This window comes from Burkholderia sp. TSV86, from assembly GCF_001522865.1.
GTDB lineage: Bacteria > Pseudomonadota > Gammaproteobacteria > Burkholderiales > Burkholderiaceae > Burkholderia.
This window is the reverse complement of record NZ_LOWB01000024.1, coordinates 1-15976: the sequence shown is the minus strand read 5'-3', so window position 1 is coordinate 15976 and position 15976 is coordinate 1. Positions and strand designations below refer to the sequence as shown.

The following is a 15976-nucleotide window of genomic DNA, read 5'->3' as shown; positions in this document are numbered from 1 at the left end:
CAAGCGATTGACGAAGGAAAGCGGAGATACGGCGATGTGGGGATTTTTGAACAGATTGCTGGACGTTGTGCTGGTGGCGGCAGGCGCACTGCTGGCACAAATGCTGTATGGACACGGGATTCTCGACGTTTCCGACATGCAGCGCGCGGTTGTCGCACTTCTGTGCGCGCTGACGCTGATCATTTTCTCGGCGCTGGGCGTCTACGACAGCATGCGCGAGCGGACCTCGCATTCCCGCGCGCTGCTTGGCTGGTTGGGCGTCAGCGTGATCGGAGCGATATTTACGCTGTTGCTGCACCGCGACGCCGACGTGTCGTTTGCGTGGCTCGGCCGCACGATCGTCGCGTCCGGCGCGGTGCTGTTGATCGGCCGCGCCGCGATTCACGGCATCGCCGCGCGGATGCGCCGCTCGGGCAGCAAGCGGCGCGCGGTCGCGATCGTCGGCTCGGAGATCTACGGCCGCGCCGTGCTCGAACAATTGCGTGCGTCGCCGTCGCACAGCTACGAGCCCGTGTGTTTGTTCGACGAAAGCAGCGAGCGCGCTGCCGCCGCGCAGCCGCAGGTGGGCGGCTTGCCCGTTGTCTCGGATCTGCGCGAGCTTAAACGCCGCGTGCGCGCGGGCGCGATCGACGAGATCTGGCTTGCGTTGCCGCTGTCGCATGAGCGGCAGATTCAGCGGATCGTTCGCGAATTCCGTCACGATTTCGTGAATCTGCGCTTCCTGCCCGATGTTCGCGGGCTCACGGCATTCAACCGTTCTGTCACTCAGGTGGCCGGTTTGCCGGCGATCAATCTGGCGACGAGCCCGCTGTCGGTCCCGCAATTGTGGCCGAAGCTCGTGTTCGACCGCCTGTTCGCTGCCGCCGTGCTGATTCCGCTGCTGCCGGTGCTCGGCGTGCTCGCGCTTGCCGTGAAGCTGTCGTCGCCCGGGCCGGTGCTGTTCCGCCAGAAACGCAAGGGCGTCGACGGCCGCGAATTCGAAATCTTGAAGTTCCGCTCGATGCGTGTGCATACTGAGGAAACGGGCGTCGTGCGTCAGGCCTCGCGCAACGACACGCGGATCACGAAGGTTGGCGCGTTCCTGCGCCGCACGTCGCTCGACGAGCTGCCGCAGTTCTTCAACGTGCTGTTCGGCCAGATGTCGATCGTCGGGCCGCGCCCGCACGCGCTCGAACACGACGATATTTACAAGGAGCTTGTCGACGGCTACATGCTGCGCTACCGCGTGCGTCCCGGCATCACCGGCTGGGCGCAGGTAAACGGCTACCGCGGCGAGACGCGCAAGGTCGAGAAGATGGCCGCGCGCGTGAAGTTCGATCTGTTCTACGTGCAAAACTGGACGTTCTGGTTCGATATCAAGATCATCATGATTACGCTGGTCAAGGGATTCGTCGGACGTAACGCATTCTGAGCGCCGCCGCGATCCCGTTTCACACGCTACAAGGAGTACTACAAGATGTTGAAGAAACGCCTAACGTGGGCGGCCGCCATCGCAGCGGCAGCCTTGTCGGGCTGCGCATTTGCGCCGGGACCGTCGCTCGATTCGAAGCGCATGCATGACGATCTCGGCGCACCGACCGATACGACGGTCTACGACGTCAAGCTGATCACCCCCCAGCTGATCTACGCGCTCAAACAGGCCGACGAAGCCGATGCGGTCACCAAGCAAGCAAGCTTGTCCACGCGAGCGCTGCCGGCCGAATCGGCCGACTACCGCGTCGGGCCCGACGACGTACTCGGCATTTACGTCTACGATCACCCCGAGCTGACGCGCGGCGCGAGCGGCACTTCGGGCAACGACATGTCGCCGCTCGTCGATATGGGCACGTTGCAGGCATCGGGCGGATTGGGCGGCGTGCTGCCGCAGCAGATCAGCGCGTTGGGCACCAACGGCCAGGGCGAAGTCGATACGTCCGGCCAGCGTGTTGCCGCGAACGGCACCATCTTCTTCCCGACGCTCGGCCGTGTGCGCGTTGACGGAATGAGCACCCAGCAGATCGCCGCGCTGCTCACGCGCCGGCTCGGCTCGCAGATCAAGAATCCTCAGGTCGACGTGCGCGTGATGCAGTTCCGCAGCCAGCGCATCCAGGTGACGGGCGACGTGAAGAATCCGGGACAACTGTCGTTGACGGGTTCGGCGTTGCGCGTCGTTGACGCGATCAATCGCGCGGGCGGCGGCAACCCCGACGCCGATCTGCAGCGCGTGCTCGTCACGCGCGGCAATCGCGTGATGACGATCGACGTGAACAATATCTTGAATCGCGGCGATTTGCGGCAGAACATCGCGCTGCAGCCGGGCGACATCGTCCATGTGCCGGACCACACGCAGAATCGCGTGTTCGTGTTCGGCGAAGTGCCGAAGCCGCAGACCGTGTTCATGAATCAAGGGCGTCTGTCGCTGGCCGACGCGCTCGCGGCCGCTGGCAGCATCGACACGATGAACGCGAACCCGCGGCAAGTGCTGGTGATCCGTCATCCGAATCCGCCGCTTGCGCAGTTGGACGGCACGCAAGGTACGGTGCAGGAGGGCTTGAAGAAGGTCAGCTATGCGCCCGCATTCAACAAGCCTGAAGTGCTGCGCCTGGACATGACGCAAGTGGATTCGATGATGCTTGCCACGCAGTTCGACATGAAGCCGCTCGACGTCGTCTACGTCGGCACGGCGCCCGTCTCCCGCTTCAACCGCGTGCTGACGGAAATCATGCCGACGGCTCAATCGATGTTCATGCTCTGGTCGATTGCCCGCAACCGTTGAGGCACCGATACGCGGCGCGCACGAAGGTTGGCGCGCCGCGGTTTGTGCGAAGCAGCGCACCGACCGTGCGCATCGGAACGGCGACACTGGAACGCATATAGCGCGCAGTTGCGCGCGCTCGACGCGCAGCATGCGCGCCCGTCAACCAGGTGTCGTGACATCCTGCCGCCATGAATTCGTCTCCCACATATAAGCCGTCGCTGCGCACGCCGCGTAATGATAAGGAATCCAATATAACCGCGCCAGGCATGTCGTTTGCCGCGAGGGCGGTGCCCGATGCCGCCCGCCGTGCGGCAGCCGGCGGCGAGCGCGCGGCAGGGCCCGCGCTGCCGTCGCCCGTGGCGATCAACGGTAAGTTCACTTCGCAGCGGCTGACTGGCGTGCAGCGCGTCGCACATGAGTACACATCGGCGATTGCCCGTCTGTTTCGCGGCGAGCGCAATCCGACGCTCGTCGTGCCGCGCGATCATGCGAGCGATGCGCTGCCGCCCGCCATCGCGCGCCGCGTCGTGCCTCGTCTGCGCGGCGTGCTCTGGGAGCAGCTCGCGCTGCCGTTCGCGACGCGCGGGCAGACGCTGTTGAGCCTCTGCAACATTGGCCCGCTGTTCAAGCGTAACCAGGTGCTGATGATTCACGACGTCGCGGTGTTCGATTTTCCGCAGGGTTATTCGCGTGCATTCCAGCTTTGGTATCGCTTTGCGTTCTGGGTGCTCAAGCAAAACGTCCGGCATATCGTGACGGTGTCGCATTTCTCGAAAGAGCGCATCGTGGCCCGTCTTGGCGTTTCTCCGTATAAGGTATCGACGGTCGTATCCGGCATCGATCACTTCGACCGGATCGCCAGCGATGCATCGGTGCTCGAGCGGCTGGGGCTTGCTTACGACGGTTACGTGCTGATCGTCGGCTCGCTGGCGCCGGGCAAGAACCTTGCTCGCACGCTCGAGGCGATTTCGCAGCTCGAGCGCAGCCATCCCGAGCTGAGGTTCGTGATCGCGGGCGGCTCGAACGTCAAGATTTTCGGTGCATCGGCGCTGGGTGGCGGGCAAAACGCTCGCAATATCATTTGGGCAGGCTATGTGAGCGACGGCGAACTGAAGGCGCTCTACGAACATGCCGGCTGCTTCGTGTTTCCTTCGCTATACGAAGGGTGGGGGCTGCCGCCTGTCGAGGCGATGTACTGTGGGTGCCCGGTGATTGCGTCGCGCGAGGCGTCGCTGCCCGAAGCGTGCGGCGATGCGGCGCTGTATTGCGACGCACACGATGCAGCCGACATCGCCGCGAAGATCGCGCAGTTGATGGGGGACGCAGCACTGCGCGGCGAGTTGCGTGAAAAGGGGCGGAAGCACTCGGCCCAATTCCGTTGGGACATTGCGGCGACGCAGTTGGTCAACGTGCTGCGCCAATTCGGACGATAACGGGCCGGCCGGCATTGCGGCGCCGGCGCGCCGACGCGGAGCAGACCGGACGGCGCGTTATTGGGCGGGCAAGCGGTGCAGCCTCGAACGTTGTCGATCGCGGAAGCAATCGCGAAAGCGCGTCGTGCCAAGCGCGGTCGTGACGTGCCGGAACCCCGCGCCAAGCAGCCACGAAGCCGGTTCATAAAAAAAAAGCGCGGCCCGAGGGTTACGGGTCGCGCTGATCAATGGCGGAAGATGCCAGCCGAACGGAAGAACGCAAACTACCAAGCAAGCAACTCGTTCTACAAGTACGCAGTATAGCGAAAGCGCCGATGCGTATTCTGCTGGGTTCTTGCAATTATCTTTTTATCTTTCGCTTCTCATCGCCGCTTGCGCAACAGCATGGCGGCGGCGTGGCCGCGCGCGGGATCGACTATGATCGGGGTTTGAATCCGCGCCGCGCGCCGCGCGTGGCGTCACGGCGTGGCCGACAACCGCAAGGAGGTTTCATGCTGACATCGCGCAGGATTGGGGTCGGTGTGCTCGCATGCGTGCTCGCGGCCGGCGTCGCACGCGCCGAAACGGTGACGCTCGTCGCGGATCTACAGCCGTCGAGCGAAGTGCCGCCGACGACGAGCAAGGGTTCCGGCCGGCTGGATGCGGCCTATGACACGGCCACGCATACGCTGCGTTGGACGGTCGAATACCGCAATCTGACCGGGCCCGCGACAGCCGCGCATTTCCACGGTCCCGCGCCCGTGGGACAAAATGCGGCCATTCAGGTGCCGATTCCGAAGGACGCGCTCGCGAGCCCCATCAATGGCGAAAAGGCGTTGACCGACGCGCAGGTGGGTGACCTGATGGCGGGCAAGTGGTACTTCAACATTCATACGCAGGCCCATCCAGCCGGAGAGATTCGCGGCCAGGTCCGGCCGGTGAACTGAGTCCGGCGGCGAGTGCGGGGAGCCGGCGCCCGCGCCTGCCGCTCGGCGACGCTCGGAGCGAAGGGCTGCATGGGCGGGCGGTGAGCGCGCGCCGGGTCATACGTAGTATCGTCGTGCTTTTCCGGTTCGGAGTGCGTCCGATGAGTTGGCAAAACATGGTGGCGTGCTGGCTGCTGCGCCGGCATTTCCGTCCCGAGACGCTGCGTCCGGTGATCGATCCCGCGCGTGCGAGGCGCTTATCTGGGCTGCGCACGCGCGTGCCGCACCGCCTGCCCGCCGGCTGGCGGCTGCGCGAGCGCTACGGCCCGGCTGACGCGCCGCTGCGCGGCGAATGGCTCGAGCGTGCCGATTCGTCCGCCGGCCGCGCACCTCAAAGCCTGACGCTGCTGTATTTTCACGGCGGCGGCTATTACTTTTGCTCGCCGCAAACGCACCGTCCGCTTGTCTTCGCGTTGACCAAATACGCGGACGTGCGTTCGTTCTCGCTCGATTACCGGCTCGCGCCCGAACATCCGTTTCCGGCCGCGCTCGACGACGCGCTCGCCGCCTATCGGCATCTCGTCGCGACGGGCACGCCGCCCGAGTCGATCGTATTCGGCGGCGATTCGGCGGGCGGCGGACTCGCGCTTGCCACGCTCGTGGCACTGCGCGACGCCGGCGAGCCTTTGCCGGCGGGCGCGGTACTGTTCTCGCCGTGGACGGATCTCGCCGCGACGGGCGATACGCTGCGCACGCACGACGGCATCGATCCGGTATTCGCCGGCATCGCGCTCGGCCGCGCGGCGCGCCTTTATCTCGGCAGCACGCCCGGCGATCATCCTTACGCGTCGCCGGTATACGCGGATCTGCGCGGACTGCCGCCGCTTTTCATCCAGGTGGGCAGCACCGAGGTGCTGCTCGACGATGCGCGTCGCGTGGCCGACCGTGCGCGCGCGGCGGGCGTGCCAGTCGAATTCGAAATATGGCCGCAGATGCCGCACGTCTGGCAGATCTACGTGCCGTTCGTGCCCGAGGCGGCGCGCGCGCTCAAGCGCGCGGCCGTATTCGTGCGGCGCATCGCGCTCGAGCGCCCGGCGGCTCAGCGCGCGGCCGACATATCGATGGCCTGATAAGCGGCCTTGACGGCCGCTTGCCCGTACTTGCGTTCGAGCCGGCGCACCGCGAAGTGGCCGTGCGCGGCCTGCTGGAAATGGTCGATGAATAGCGTGTTGACGGTGGCGCCGAGCACCGCGCCGATCGCCGGGATCGATTTCGCCGCAATCTGCTCGGTCACCTGCACCGAAAAACGAGAGGCGATCGCTTGCACCAGCCGGAAGAGCGCCGTCGAGCCATGTATCGTGAAGCCCTTCGACGCGATCTCCGACGATGCTTTCGACACCGCCTGCGCGAGTGCGCCGCGCAGCATGAAGTAGCCGATATCGGCGTCCTCGTCGGCAGCGCCGCCCGGCTGGGGCGGCAAGCTGCCGTCCGCGCTGCCGCGCGCACGGCCGAACCCGCCGCCCATCCCAAGCACGGCGAGACATTGCAGTTGCGCTTCGGCGCTCGACAGATCCTCGCCTTCGCTGCGCGCGATATCGCAGATCGAGCGGAACATCAGCGTCGCCGTAACCGGCAGCTCGACGGGCAGCGCGAACAGGCCGAACGCGCCGCCCGCCGCGCCCGTGGTCGCGACGGCGAGCTTGTGCAGCAGGTTGCTGGGCTTGTTCGGCATTTCGTGCGCGCCGGCAACGCCGCCCGATTTGCCGAGCGTGCGCAGCGCGATGTGCAGACACTTGCGCAGTGCGAGCTGGGTGGCGTCGTTGATTTTGTCGGACGCGAAACCGGGCAGCTTCGCGATCATCTTCTCGACCGGCGCGCCGACAATGCTCGTCAACTTGACCGTCAGCGGCGGGCTTTCGAGCGCGATCTTCGCGCGCCGCAGCGTATCGAGATCTTCGGCCGACAACGTCGGCTCGGCAACGGGGTTGAGCGGTTCCATCTGAATCCTTTGCGATGCGCGCAGCCTGGGAGGAGAGTGCCGGCTAGATTACTCGATGCGTGATAGACTGTTCAAATAATTGATGTATCAAATATTGCGTGAGCAAAAAATGGCCGTCGATATCGCAGCCCGCCATTCGAGCGGGCAAGTTCTGCCGTTTCGCGAATCGCTGCTCGCGATGCTCGGCATCTCGTTCGTCACGATGCTCGTCGCGCTCGACCAAACCGTGGTCGGCACCGCGCTGCCGACGATCGTCGGGGAACTGCACGGCTTCGATCTGTACGCGTGGGTTGCGACGTCGTATCTGCTCGCATCGGTGATCACCGTGCCGATCTTCGGGCGGCTCGGCGATTATTTCGGGCGTAAGCCGTTCGTGATCGCGTCGATCGTGGTGTTTACCGGTGCGTCGGTGCTATGCGGGACCGCGCAGACGATGATCGCGCTCGTGCTCGCGCGCGCGCTGCAAGGCATTGGTGGCGGGATGCTGGTCGGCACGGTGTTCGCGTGCATTCCCGATCTCTTTCCCGATTCGGTCGTGCGGCTGCGCTGGCAGGTGATGATGAGCGCGGCGTTCGGTATCGCAAACGCGGTCGGCCCGTCGCTGGGCGGCGTGCTGACCCAGCATTACGGCTGGCGCTCGGTGTTCTACGTGAATCTGCCCGTCGGCCTGCTGTCGTTTTTTTTCGTTTGGCGATATCTGCCGCATCTGCGGCACGCCGAGCATGGCAAGATACGGCTCGATTGGCCCGGTGCGCTTCTGATCGCCGTGACGCTCGGCGCGGTGCAGCTATTCGTCGAATGGCTGCCGAAATACGGGGCCGGCGGCTGGCCGATGCTCGTCGTCGCGCTCGCAGGCGGCGTGGCGCTCTGGCGCTGGGAAAAGCGCGCCGCGCAGCCGATCCTGCCGCTCGAGATGTTCGCGAACCGCGCGCTGTCGACGCTCTTTATTCTGTCGCTGCTCGGCGGTTTCGCGATGTTCTCGTTGATCTTCTACGCGCCGCTGCTTTTCCAGGGCGGCTTCGGGATGTCGCCGCAGCAGGCGGGCATCGTGATCACGCCGCTTGTCGTGTTCATCACCATCGGCAGCATCATGAACGGCCGGGTCGTTACGCGGATCCGCCGTCCGAACGCGATGCTGCATGCCGGTTTTCTGCTGTTCGCGCTCGCGTGCGCGGGCATCGTCGCGTCGACGCACCGTACCCCAGCGTGGATGCTGATGGCATGGATGGTTGTAGGCGGCGTGGGGCTGGGCTTCGTGCTGCCCAACCTGACCGTGTTCGCGCAGCAGGCGGCGGGGCGGGCGCACGTGGGCATCGCGACGGCGCTGCTTCAATCGCTGCGGATGGTGGGCGGCATGGGCGGCGCCGCGTTGACGGGCGCGCTCGTCAACGCGTTCTACGGGCGCGGCGTGCGCGCCGCGCTCACCGCCGACGGCGCGCTGCCGTGGCAGGCCCGGCTCGCCGATCCGCATGTGCTGATTGATCGCGCGGCGCAGGCGCGAGTCGTGGACGAGTTAGCGCGCGCCGGGCATCATGGCGAATTCATGATCGACGCGGCACGCGACGCGCTCGTCGGCGCGATTCATCTGGGCATCGGCGTGGGCGCGGCCGTCGCGCTGTTCGCGGTGTGGCAAAGCCGCCGCGTTCCGCCTCTTGAGCTGCGCCGCACGCTCGAGCCCGCGGTTGCCGCCGAGTGAGCGCGCGCTGGGTCGATCGTTTGATCTTTTCGTTGTTTGCCGCCGGAGTCGAAGCTAGCGCATGGAAGAACAGGACCGCATCGCGATTTTGCAGCAATTCGGACGGACTTATCGGACGTTCATGGCCGCATTCGAGACTCATGTGGGGCAGCCGCTGCCGCGTTGGCGCATCATGGTCGCGTTGGACGCGAACGACGGCGTGTCGTCGCAGAAGCGGCTCGTCGAATTGCTGCGCGTCGATCCGGGCGCGCTCACGCGTCAGTTGAAGACACTCGAGACGCTCGGCTGGATCGAGCGCGATGCCGATCCGCGCGACAACCGCGTGACGAACGTGAAGCTGACGGCGGCCGGGCGGCAGGCCTTCGACGAATGCCTGCCGCGCCGCAATGCATTCCTGCACGACACGATGGCCGCGCTGCCGGACGATGTGCTGGGCGCGCTGTCCAGCGCACTCGCATTGCTCGAGGCGCGCGTCGCCGATGTCGCGCGGGTTGCGCCGGCGAAAGCTGACGGGGCCGCCGGGGAGGGCTGAGCGGGCACGCCGGCCAAGCGGCGCCGAGCGGGTTGCATTGCCGGCGTGGCGGCGCAGGTCTGGCCGGCGGGCCCGGTTGGCCGTGGCCGACGGCCGATTCGGCTCGATGGCAGCCGCGTCGGCTTTGCCCGGCGGCCATGCGTGCGGCGGCGCAGCGGCATGGCGCGCCGCCGTGCCTGTGCCCGCGCGGCTTCGTCAAAGCTCGATCCGCGTGCCAAGCAGCGCAAGGAACTGCGCGAGCCATGCCGGATGCGCGGGCCACGCGGGCGCGGTGACGAACGGTGCGTCGGTGACGGCGGCGTCGACGGGAATGTCCGCATATTCGCCTCCGGCGAGACGCACTTCGGGTGCGCATGCCGGATACGCGGCGATCCGCTTGCCGCGAATCACGTCGGCCGCGGCCAGCAATTGCGCGGCATGGCAGATGGCCGCGATCGGTTTGTGTTCATCGGCGAATGCGCGCACGAGCGAGATCACTTTCGGATCGAGACGCAGATATTCGGGGGCGCGCCCGCCTGCGATCGCGAGCGCGTCATAGCGTGCCGGATCGACGTCGTCGAACGCCGCGTTCAGCGTGAACTGGTGGCCGGGCTTTTCGGTATAGGTCTGATCGCCCTCGAAATCGTGGATCGCCGTCTTCACTTTGTCGCCTGCCCGTTTGCCGGGGCATACGGCGTCGACCTGATGGCCGACCGCCAGGAGTGCCTGGAACGGCACCATCGTTTCGTAGTCTTCGGCGAAATCGCCCGTCAGGAACAGAATTTTCTTGGCTGCCATGATGATCTCCAGTGTCGATGGGAGCGCGTGCTTCAACGCTTACTCCGGGGTCATGACGTGATTGTCTGGGCCGTGGGCGCTGGCGCCGGCTTTCCGCCGCATGCAAAGCACGCAGGCCGAAACCGCCGTCAAGCGTGGGCGCCCGCCCGGCCGGCACGCGCGGATGCGGGGCAAAAAGCAGTTTACTCCGCCGCTTCGCGGCGCGAATGACGCGTGGGCGAAGCAGCCGTGACAGGCCATCGCCCGTACATCGCCCGTGAACGCGGCGTCAGCCGTTTCGCCCGCCGCCAGCCATTGGCGCACGCTCAGAAATACGTCTCGATCACTTCGGTCACCCGGTACTTTTCATCGGCCACGAGCAGTTGCCGCCATTTGTCGAACGTGAGGCACGGATGCGAGATGTCGAACGCGATCATGTCGCCGACCTTCAGGTCTGCGCCTGCGGGAATTTTCAGGTAGGCATGCTGATCCATCATCGCCGTGACCGCCCAGCCTTCGCTGGCGGCAATCTCGTGCGGCATCGCGCCGGCCTGCGAGCCTGCCACCGAGCCGGGCCGGAAATGGCGCGCGGGCTCGGGCAGCCCGGCGTCGAACGCGGCATCGCGCTTGCCGAGTGCGACGATCGCGCATTCGGGCTCCGGAATCGATTGCACGTATGCCCACAAATGCAGCGCGGGCAGCAACCCCGCCCCCATTTCCCGCGCGATGGGGTTGCGCGCGAGAATGTCCGCTTGCGCTTTCTTGTAGATGCCGACGTCGTGCGTCAGATAACAGCCGGGGCGCAACACGATATCGATGGTCTCGCGCGCGTGCGCGAACTCGTCGGCTACGACGTCGTACCACGCCGAGCCCGCGCCGGACAGAATCGCCGGCGTGCGCCGGATACGGCCGGCCGCCGCCAGTTCGCGGGTAAGCGCGAGCGCGCGCTGGAGGAACGCGCGCACGTCGCGCTCTTGCTTCAGCACGCCTTCGTATAACTCGATTCCGGCGAGCTTCAGCACGCGCGGATAACGCTCGAGCGCCGCGAGCACCGCGTCGCGCTGCGCATCGTCACGCACGCCGGTACGCCCGCCCGGCACGCCCAATTCGAGCAGCACGTTGAGCGGCTTGTTCGCGGCGTCGAAGAAGCGGCCGAGCTGCTCGGCGCCATCGGCCGAATCGACGAGGCAGAAGAATTCGAAATCGGGATCGCTCAGCAGTTCGGCGATCATCGCCATGTTGCGTTTGCCGACAAGCTGGTTGGCGAGCAGCACGCGCCGCACGCCGCCGCGGTACGCCGCACGCACTTGATGCGCGGTCGCAAGCGTGATGCCCCACGCGCCCGTTTCGAGCTGGCGGCGAAATAGTTGCGGCGCCATCGTCGTCTTGCCGTGCGGTGCGAGCTTCACGCCATATTCTGCGACGAACGCCTGCATCCACTTCAGGTTGTGCTCGATGCGCTCTGCGTACAGCACCGCGGCGGGCAAACTGACGTCCTCGTCGAGCAGATTCCATTCGAGGCGGCCAGCATCGGCGAGCGGCACGCTCGTGCCCGGCACGTTGCCCAGACCCTTGCCGGTCGGATCGATTGCCGCTTGTTGATAGTTTGTAACTTTCATTTTATCTCACTCCATCATGCTTATATATCGGCGTAAAGTTGACTTGACGATAGTACAGAAAGTAGCATCCGTTCGAAAATGTTATTTATTAACATGTGCTGATCCACCCTGGATCAGCCGCTAGCGATCCCATCAGCCGGCCGCCGCCGGTCGAGCACGCCCCATGCATTCGTCCCCCGAACCCTCCGCTTTCGATGTCGTCGCCAGGATCGCCGAGCGCGCGCCTGAGCTGCGTGACGCCGAGCGTAAGGTCGCCGCGTGGATACTCGACGATCTAGCCCGCGCCGCGCACGCGAGCATCGGCGCGCTTGCCGCGCAGGCGGGTGTGAGTGTGGCGACCGTCACGCGCTTTGCGAAGGCGGTCGGCTGTCGCGACGTGCGCGAGCTGAAGCTGCGGCTCGCGCAGGCAGCGGCCGTCGGCCAGCGCTTTCTGGCGCCGTCCGCGGGCGCCGATGGGCACCATCCGACGCCTGCCGAGCGCGTGTTCGACGACGTGCAGGCCACGCTCGAGCAGAACCACCAGCTGCTGTCGCAGATGTCGTTCGACGCACCGGCCGCGGCGCTCGCCGGAGCGCGGATGATCTACGTGTACGTGCAGGGCGGCGGCTCGACCGCGCTCGCCGACGAACTGCGCTTTCGGCTCGTGCGCTTTGGCTTGCCGGTTGCCAGCTATCAGGATGCGTTGCTGCAACGCATGGTTGCGAGCACCGTCGCGCCTGATTGCGTCGTCGTCGCGCTGTCGGTCACCGGGCGCGTGCCCGAGCTCAACGACAGCTGCGCGCTTGCCAAGCAATACGGCGCCGTGCTCGTCGCGCTCACCGCGCCCGCGTCGCCGCTCGCGCAGCTTGCCGATCATCTGATCCCGGTCGTTGCATTCGAAACCGATTTCATTTTCAAACCGTCGGCTTCGCGCTACGCGATGATGATGGCGCTCGACGTGCTCGTCACCGAGGTCGCGCTCCAGCTCGGCGACGGCAGCCGCGAGATGCTGCGGCGGGTCAAGCATGCGCTCGACGTGCATCGCGGCGGCGGCGAGCGCCAGCCGCTCGGAGATTGAAGGACCTGACGTGAAGGAGACAGCGACATGCACTCGCACCCCGAAGCCGCCGACACGCTGATCGTCGGCGCGATGCTCTACGACGGCAGCGGCGCGCCGCCGGTGGCGCGCGACGTCGCGATCCGCGATGCCAAGATCGTCGCGATCGGCAATCTGACGAACTGGCTCGCGCAAGACGTGATCGAAGCCGGCGGCCGCGCGCTCGCGCCCGGCTTCATCGACGTGCACACGCACGACGATACGAACGTGATCGACGCGCCGCAGATGCTGCCGAAGATCTCGCAGGGCGTGACGACGGTGATCGTCGGCAACTGCGGGATCAGTGCGTCGCCGGTGGCGCTCAAAGGCGAGCCGCCCGATCCGATGAACCTGCTCGGCGCGCGCGCGGCGTTTCGCTATCCGACGTTCGCCGCGTATGTCGACGCGGTGAATGCCGCGCGGCCGGCCGTCAACGTCGCGGCGCTGGTCGGCCATACCGCGCTGCGCAACAACCAGATGGACCGGCTCGATCGCGCGGCGAACGATGCCGAGATCGCCGCGATGCGCGCGCAGCTTGAGGAAGCGCTCGCGCATGGCGCGCTCGGCTTGAGTTCGGGGCTCGCGTATGGGTCCGCGTTCGCCGCGCCGACGGAGGAGGTGATGGCGCTCGCCGAGCCGCTCGCGCAGGCCGGCGCGGTTTATACGACGCACATGCGCACCGAGTTCGACGCGATTCTCGATGCGATGGACGAGGCGTACCGGATCGGCCGCCACGCGCGCGTGCCCGTCGTGATCTCGCACCTGAAGTGCGCGGGGCCGTCGAACTGGGGACGCAGCGGCGAAGTGCTCGCGTCGCTCGAGCGCGCGCGGCGGCTGCAACCCGTCGGCTGCGACTGCTATCCGTACAGCCGCAGCTCGACGACGCTCGCGCTCAAGCAGGTGACGGGCGATATCGACATCACGGTCACGTGGTCCGAGCCGCACCCGGAAATGGCGGGCAAGCTGCTGAAGACGATCGCCGCCGATTGGGGCGTGAGCGAACAGGACGCGGCGCGCCGGCTGATGCCGGCCGGCGCGGTCTATCACAACATGGCGGAGGACGACGTGCGCCGAATCCTGTCGCATCCGGCGACGATGATCGGCTCGGACGGCCTGCCGAACGACCCGCTGCCGCATCCGCGGCTTTGGGGCGCGTTTGCGCGCGTGCTCGGCCACTATGCGCGCGACGAGGGGCTGCTACCGCTCGAAGAGGCGGTGCGCAAGATGACGTCGCTGTCGGCGCGGCGTTTCGGGCTCGACGGGCGCGGCGAGGTGCGCGTCGGCTATCACGCGGATCTCGTTCTGTTCGATCCAGCGCGGGTGCGCGATGCGGCGACGTTCGAGCGTCCGCAACAGCCGGCGCAGGGCATCGACGCGGTATGGGTGAACGGCGTGCTGTCGTATCGCGACGGCGCGCCCACGGGCGAGCGCGCGGGGCGCTTCGTCGCGCGCGGCGAGCGCCGCGCGGCGACGCCGGCCGACGCGTTCTGAGCAGGCGCGCAACGCGCGCATGCGAGACCGGCTGGCGCGGCGGGCGTCCGCGCGCCGGTTTCGCGAGCGACGATTGGGTGCCGCCGGCATCGCGCCGGCGGCGTGGATTCGGCAAACGAGCAAACGAAGTAAAGGAGTGAAACGATGAAGCGATATGGCGTGGGTGAGGCCAAGGGCACGGGCGGTCAGGTGATGCCGTTCGCGCGCGCGGTGCAGACCGACGACGGGTGGCTGTACGTGTCCGGCCAGACGCCGATGGTGAACGGCGAGGTCGTCGAGGGCGGGATCGTCACGCAGTCGAAGCAGGCGATCGAGAACGTGATCGCGATCCTGGACGAGGCCGGCTACGGGCTCGAGCACGTCGTGCGCTGCGGCGTATGGCTCGACGACGCGCGGGACTTCGCGTCGTTCAACAAGGTGTTCGTGTCGTATTTTGGCGCGCATCCGCCCGCGCGCGCATGTGTGCAGTCGAGCATGGTGATCGACTGCAAGGTCGAGGTCGATTGCATCGCGTACAAGGCGCCGGCAAAGTAATTGTTGCCGCTGCGGCGCGTGCCGCGATAGTCGAACGGGGCCCTTGCGGCCCCGTTTTCATGTGCGCCGAAGGCGCGCGTTTGCCGGCGAAAGGGCTTCGGCGGCCCGAGTTATTGCGGTCAAATTGCCATCAAACTGCTGTCGAGCCGCCGTCAAGCCGCCGTCGAATCGTCCTCCGCGCTCCCTGATGCCGCGCGGCGCGAAACAGGGTCGGGCCGGATATCCGGCGGCGCTGGCCCGAGGCACCCGGCGTTGTCCGCCGCGCGCTTCACTGCCGCGCGGTGCGCGCGTTGTCGGGCATCGGCTGATTGTAGTTGGTGCGGAACGGATTGATGTCGAGCCCGCCGCGCCGCGTGTAGCGCGCGTAGACCGCAAGCTTGACCGGCTTGCACGCGTTCAGGATGTCGATGAAGATCCGCTCGACGCATTGCTCGTGAAAGCCGGTGTGATCGCGATACGAGATGATGTAGCGCAACAGCCCGGCGTGATCGATCGGCGCGCCGACGTAGCGAATCTGCACGCTGCCCCAGTCGGGCTGGCCGGTGACCGGGCAGTTCGATTTCAGCAAATCGGAGACCAGCGTTTCCTCGACAGGCGCTTCGTCGTGCGACGCGGCGAGCAGCGACGCATCGGGATGGTAGACGTCCGCCTCGAGGTCGAGCCGATCGAGCGACAGCCCGTCGAGTTCGTCGAGGCTGAGCTTGCGAAAATCGGCGGGTGCCGCGAGCTGCACGCCGACGTTCGCGCCGCACACGGCCGATACGTCGCGCTTGATCGTGTCGCGTACCGCTTCGATCGATTCGAACGCCGTCTGCGCGAACGAGCCGAGATACAGCTTGAACGACTTCGATTCGACGATATTCGGCGATTCAGCGGGCACGTAGAACGTCGCGATCGCGACTTGCGGCTTGCCGCGCGCATTGAGCCACGAAAGCTCGTAGGCGTTCCAAATATCGGTGCCGAAGAACGGCAGCGACGCGCCTATGCCGATCTGCTCGCGCGAGCCGGCGCGAGGGATCGGGAACAGCAGCGATGCGTCATACTGGTTCGAGTAGACGGTCGTCTTGCCGAGCGGGGAGTGTTCGGGATTCATGAATGGGTCCGTGTGATCGAGGTTACGACAGGAACAGGTGGTACGCCGGATTGCCGCTCTCTTCCCAGAACGGATAGCCGAGCGCGACCAGGAAGCGGTCGAATGC

At 66.2% G+C, this 15976-nt stretch carries 14 protein-coding genes and 1 pseudogene; 10 read left to right on the top strand and 5 right to left on the bottom strand.

The genetic code is table 11. The features are described 5' to 3' along the window. Positions 1 to 34 precede the first annotated feature (34 nt). The 5 genes from WS68_RS04310 (at position 35) to WS68_RS04290 (ending at position 6205) form a co-directional block, all read left to right on the top strand. The gene (locus WS68_RS04310) at positions 35 to 1411 is read left to right on the top strand and encodes an undecaprenyl-phosphate glucose phosphotransferase (RefSeq protein WP_059569622.1); all 1377 of its coding nucleotides are present in this window, start codon (positions 35 to 37) and stop codon (positions 1409 to 1411) included. A 48-nt stretch (positions 1412 to 1459) separates the two neighbouring features. Next, a complete protein-coding gene (locus tag WS68_RS04305) occupies positions 1460 to 2755 on the top strand; it encodes a polysaccharide biosynthesis/export family protein (protein WP_059569702.1) in 1296 nt (431 codons plus the stop codon). 248 nt (positions 2756 to 3003) lie between these two features. Further along, complete coding sequence (locus WS68_RS04300) at positions 3004 to 4170, top strand: glycosyltransferase family 4 protein (RefSeq protein ID WP_442857145.1); 1167 nt, start codon at positions 3004 to 3006, stop codon at positions 4168 to 4170. Between the two features lie 491 nt (positions 4171 to 4661). Beyond that, positions 4662 to 5096, top strand: a complete 435-nt coding sequence (locus WS68_RS04295; RefSeq protein WP_059569701.1) for a CHRD domain-containing protein — start codon at positions 4662 to 4664, stop codon at positions 5094 to 5096. Positions 5097 to 5236: 140 nt separating this feature from the next. Next, a complete protein-coding gene (locus WS68_RS04290; protein WP_059569620.1) occupies positions 5237 to 6205 on the top strand; it encodes an alpha/beta hydrolase in 969 nt (322 codons plus the stop codon). Here WS68_RS04290 and WS68_RS04285 read toward each other — a convergent pair. Next, on the bottom strand, positions 6175 to 7074 hold the full coding sequence (locus tag WS68_RS04285; protein WP_059569619.1) for an EcsC family protein: 900 nt from the start codon (positions 7072 to 7074) through the stop codon (positions 6175 to 6177). The two genes, WS68_RS04290 and WS68_RS04285, sit on opposite strands and share 31 nt — an antisense overlap. Positions 7075 to 7183: 109 nt before the next feature. On the opposite strand from WS68_RS04285, the gene WS68_RS04280 reads away from it, so the two are divergent. Then, positions 7184 to 8770, top strand: coding sequence for an MFS transporter (locus tag WS68_RS04280; protein ID WP_059569618.1), 1587 nt, complete (start codon positions 7184 to 7186; stop codon positions 8768 to 8770). 61 nt (positions 8771 to 8831) lie between these two features. After that, on the top strand, positions 8832 to 9302 hold the full coding sequence (locus tag WS68_RS04275; protein WP_059569617.1) for a MarR family winged helix-turn-helix transcriptional regulator: 471 nt from the start codon (positions 8832 to 8834) through the stop codon (positions 9300 to 9302). Between the two features lie 195 nt (positions 9303 to 9497). Here the strand turns inward: WS68_RS04275 and WS68_RS04270 are convergent, their stop codons facing one another. After that, entirely contained in the window at positions 9498 to 10079 is a 582-nt protein-coding gene (locus WS68_RS04270; RefSeq protein WP_059569616.1) for a DJ-1/PfpI family protein, read from the bottom strand. A gap of 305 nt (positions 10080 to 10384) precedes the next feature. After that, complete coding sequence (locus tag WS68_RS04265; RefSeq protein WP_059569615.1) at positions 10385 to 11677, bottom strand: amino acid deaminase; 1293 nt, start codon at positions 11675 to 11677, stop codon at positions 10385 to 10387. 163 nt (positions 11678 to 11840) lie between these two features. On the opposite strand from WS68_RS04265, the gene WS68_RS04260 reads away from it, so the two are divergent. From WS68_RS04260 to WS68_RS04250, 3 genes are all read left to right on the top strand, one after another. Continuing rightward, a complete protein-coding gene (locus tag WS68_RS04260; protein ID WP_059569614.1) occupies positions 11841 to 12734 on the top strand; it encodes a MurR/RpiR family transcriptional regulator in 894 nt (297 codons plus the stop codon). A 27-nt stretch (positions 12735 to 12761) separates the two neighbouring features. Next, positions 12762 to 14243 (top strand): N-acyl-D-amino-acid deacylase family protein, encoded by a 1482-nt coding sequence (locus tag WS68_RS04255; protein ID WP_059569613.1) that lies wholly within the window; start codon positions 12762 to 12764, stop codon positions 14241 to 14243. A gap of 144 nt (positions 14244 to 14387) precedes the next feature. Beyond that, entirely contained in the window at positions 14388 to 14777 is a 390-nt protein-coding gene (locus WS68_RS04250) for a RidA family protein (protein ID WP_059569612.1), read from the top strand. Between the two features lie 268 nt (positions 14778 to 15045). Here the strand turns inward: WS68_RS04250 and queF are convergent, their stop codons facing one another. Together queF and WS68_RS25685 are read right to left on the bottom strand one after the other, a co-directional pair. After that, positions 15046 to 15870, bottom strand: a complete 825-nt coding sequence (queF, locus tag WS68_RS04245; RefSeq protein WP_059517880.1) for an NADPH-dependent 7-cyano-7-deazaguanine reductase QueF — start codon at positions 15868 to 15870, stop codon at positions 15046 to 15048. Positions 15871 to 15892: 22 nt separating this feature from the next. Further along, positions 15893 to 15976: pseudogene (locus WS68_RS25685) on the bottom strand (threonine dehydratase); the annotation flags it as partial.

Excerpts from the sequence above, each read along its gene's own strand:
- WS68_RS04310 (WP_059569622.1), top strand. The coding sequence starts at position 35 with ATGTGGGGATTTTTGAACAGATTGCTGGACGTTGTGCTGGTGGCGGCA.
- WS68_RS04300 (WP_442857145.1), top strand. The coding sequence starts at position 3,004 with ATGTCGTTTGCCGCGAGGGCGGTGCCCGATGCCGCCCGCCGTGCGGCA.
- WS68_RS04295 (WP_059569701.1), top strand. The coding sequence starts at position 4,662 with ATGCTGACATCGCGCAGGATTGGGGTCGGTGTGCTCGCATGCGTGCTC.
- WS68_RS04290 (WP_059569620.1), top strand. The coding sequence starts at position 5,237 with ATGAGTTGGCAAAACATGGTGGCGTGCTGGCTGCTGCGCCGGCATTTC.
- WS68_RS04285 (WP_059569619.1), bottom strand. The coding sequence starts at position 7,074 with ATGGAACCGCTCAACCCCGTTGCCGAGCCGACGTTGTCGGCCGAAGAT.
- WS68_RS04280 (WP_059569618.1), top strand. The coding sequence starts at position 7,184 with ATGGCCGTCGATATCGCAGCCCGCCATTCGAGCGGGCAAGTTCTGCCG.
- WS68_RS04275 (WP_059569617.1), top strand. The coding sequence starts at position 8,832 with ATGGAAGAACAGGACCGCATCGCGATTTTGCAGCAATTCGGACGGACT.
- WS68_RS04270 (WP_059569616.1), bottom strand. The coding sequence starts at position 10,079 with ATGGCAGCCAAGAAAATTCTGTTCCTGACGGGCGATTTCGCCGAAGAC.
- WS68_RS04265 (WP_059569615.1), bottom strand. The coding sequence starts at position 11,677 with ATGAAAGTTACAAACTATCAACAAGCGGCAATCGATCCGACCGGCAAG.
- WS68_RS04260 (WP_059569614.1), top strand. The coding sequence starts at position 11,841 with ATGCATTCGTCCCCCGAACCCTCCGCTTTCGATGTCGTCGCCAGGATC.
- WS68_RS04255 (WP_059569613.1), top strand. The coding sequence starts at position 12,762 with ATGCACTCGCACCCCGAAGCCGCCGACACGCTGATCGTCGGCGCGATG.
- WS68_RS04250 (WP_059569612.1), top strand. The coding sequence starts at position 14,388 with ATGAAGCGATATGGCGTGGGTGAGGCCAAGGGCACGGGCGGTCAGGTG.
- queF (WP_059517880.1), bottom strand. The coding sequence starts at position 15,870 with ATGAATCCCGAACACTCCCCGCTCGGCAAGACGACCGTCTACTCGAAC.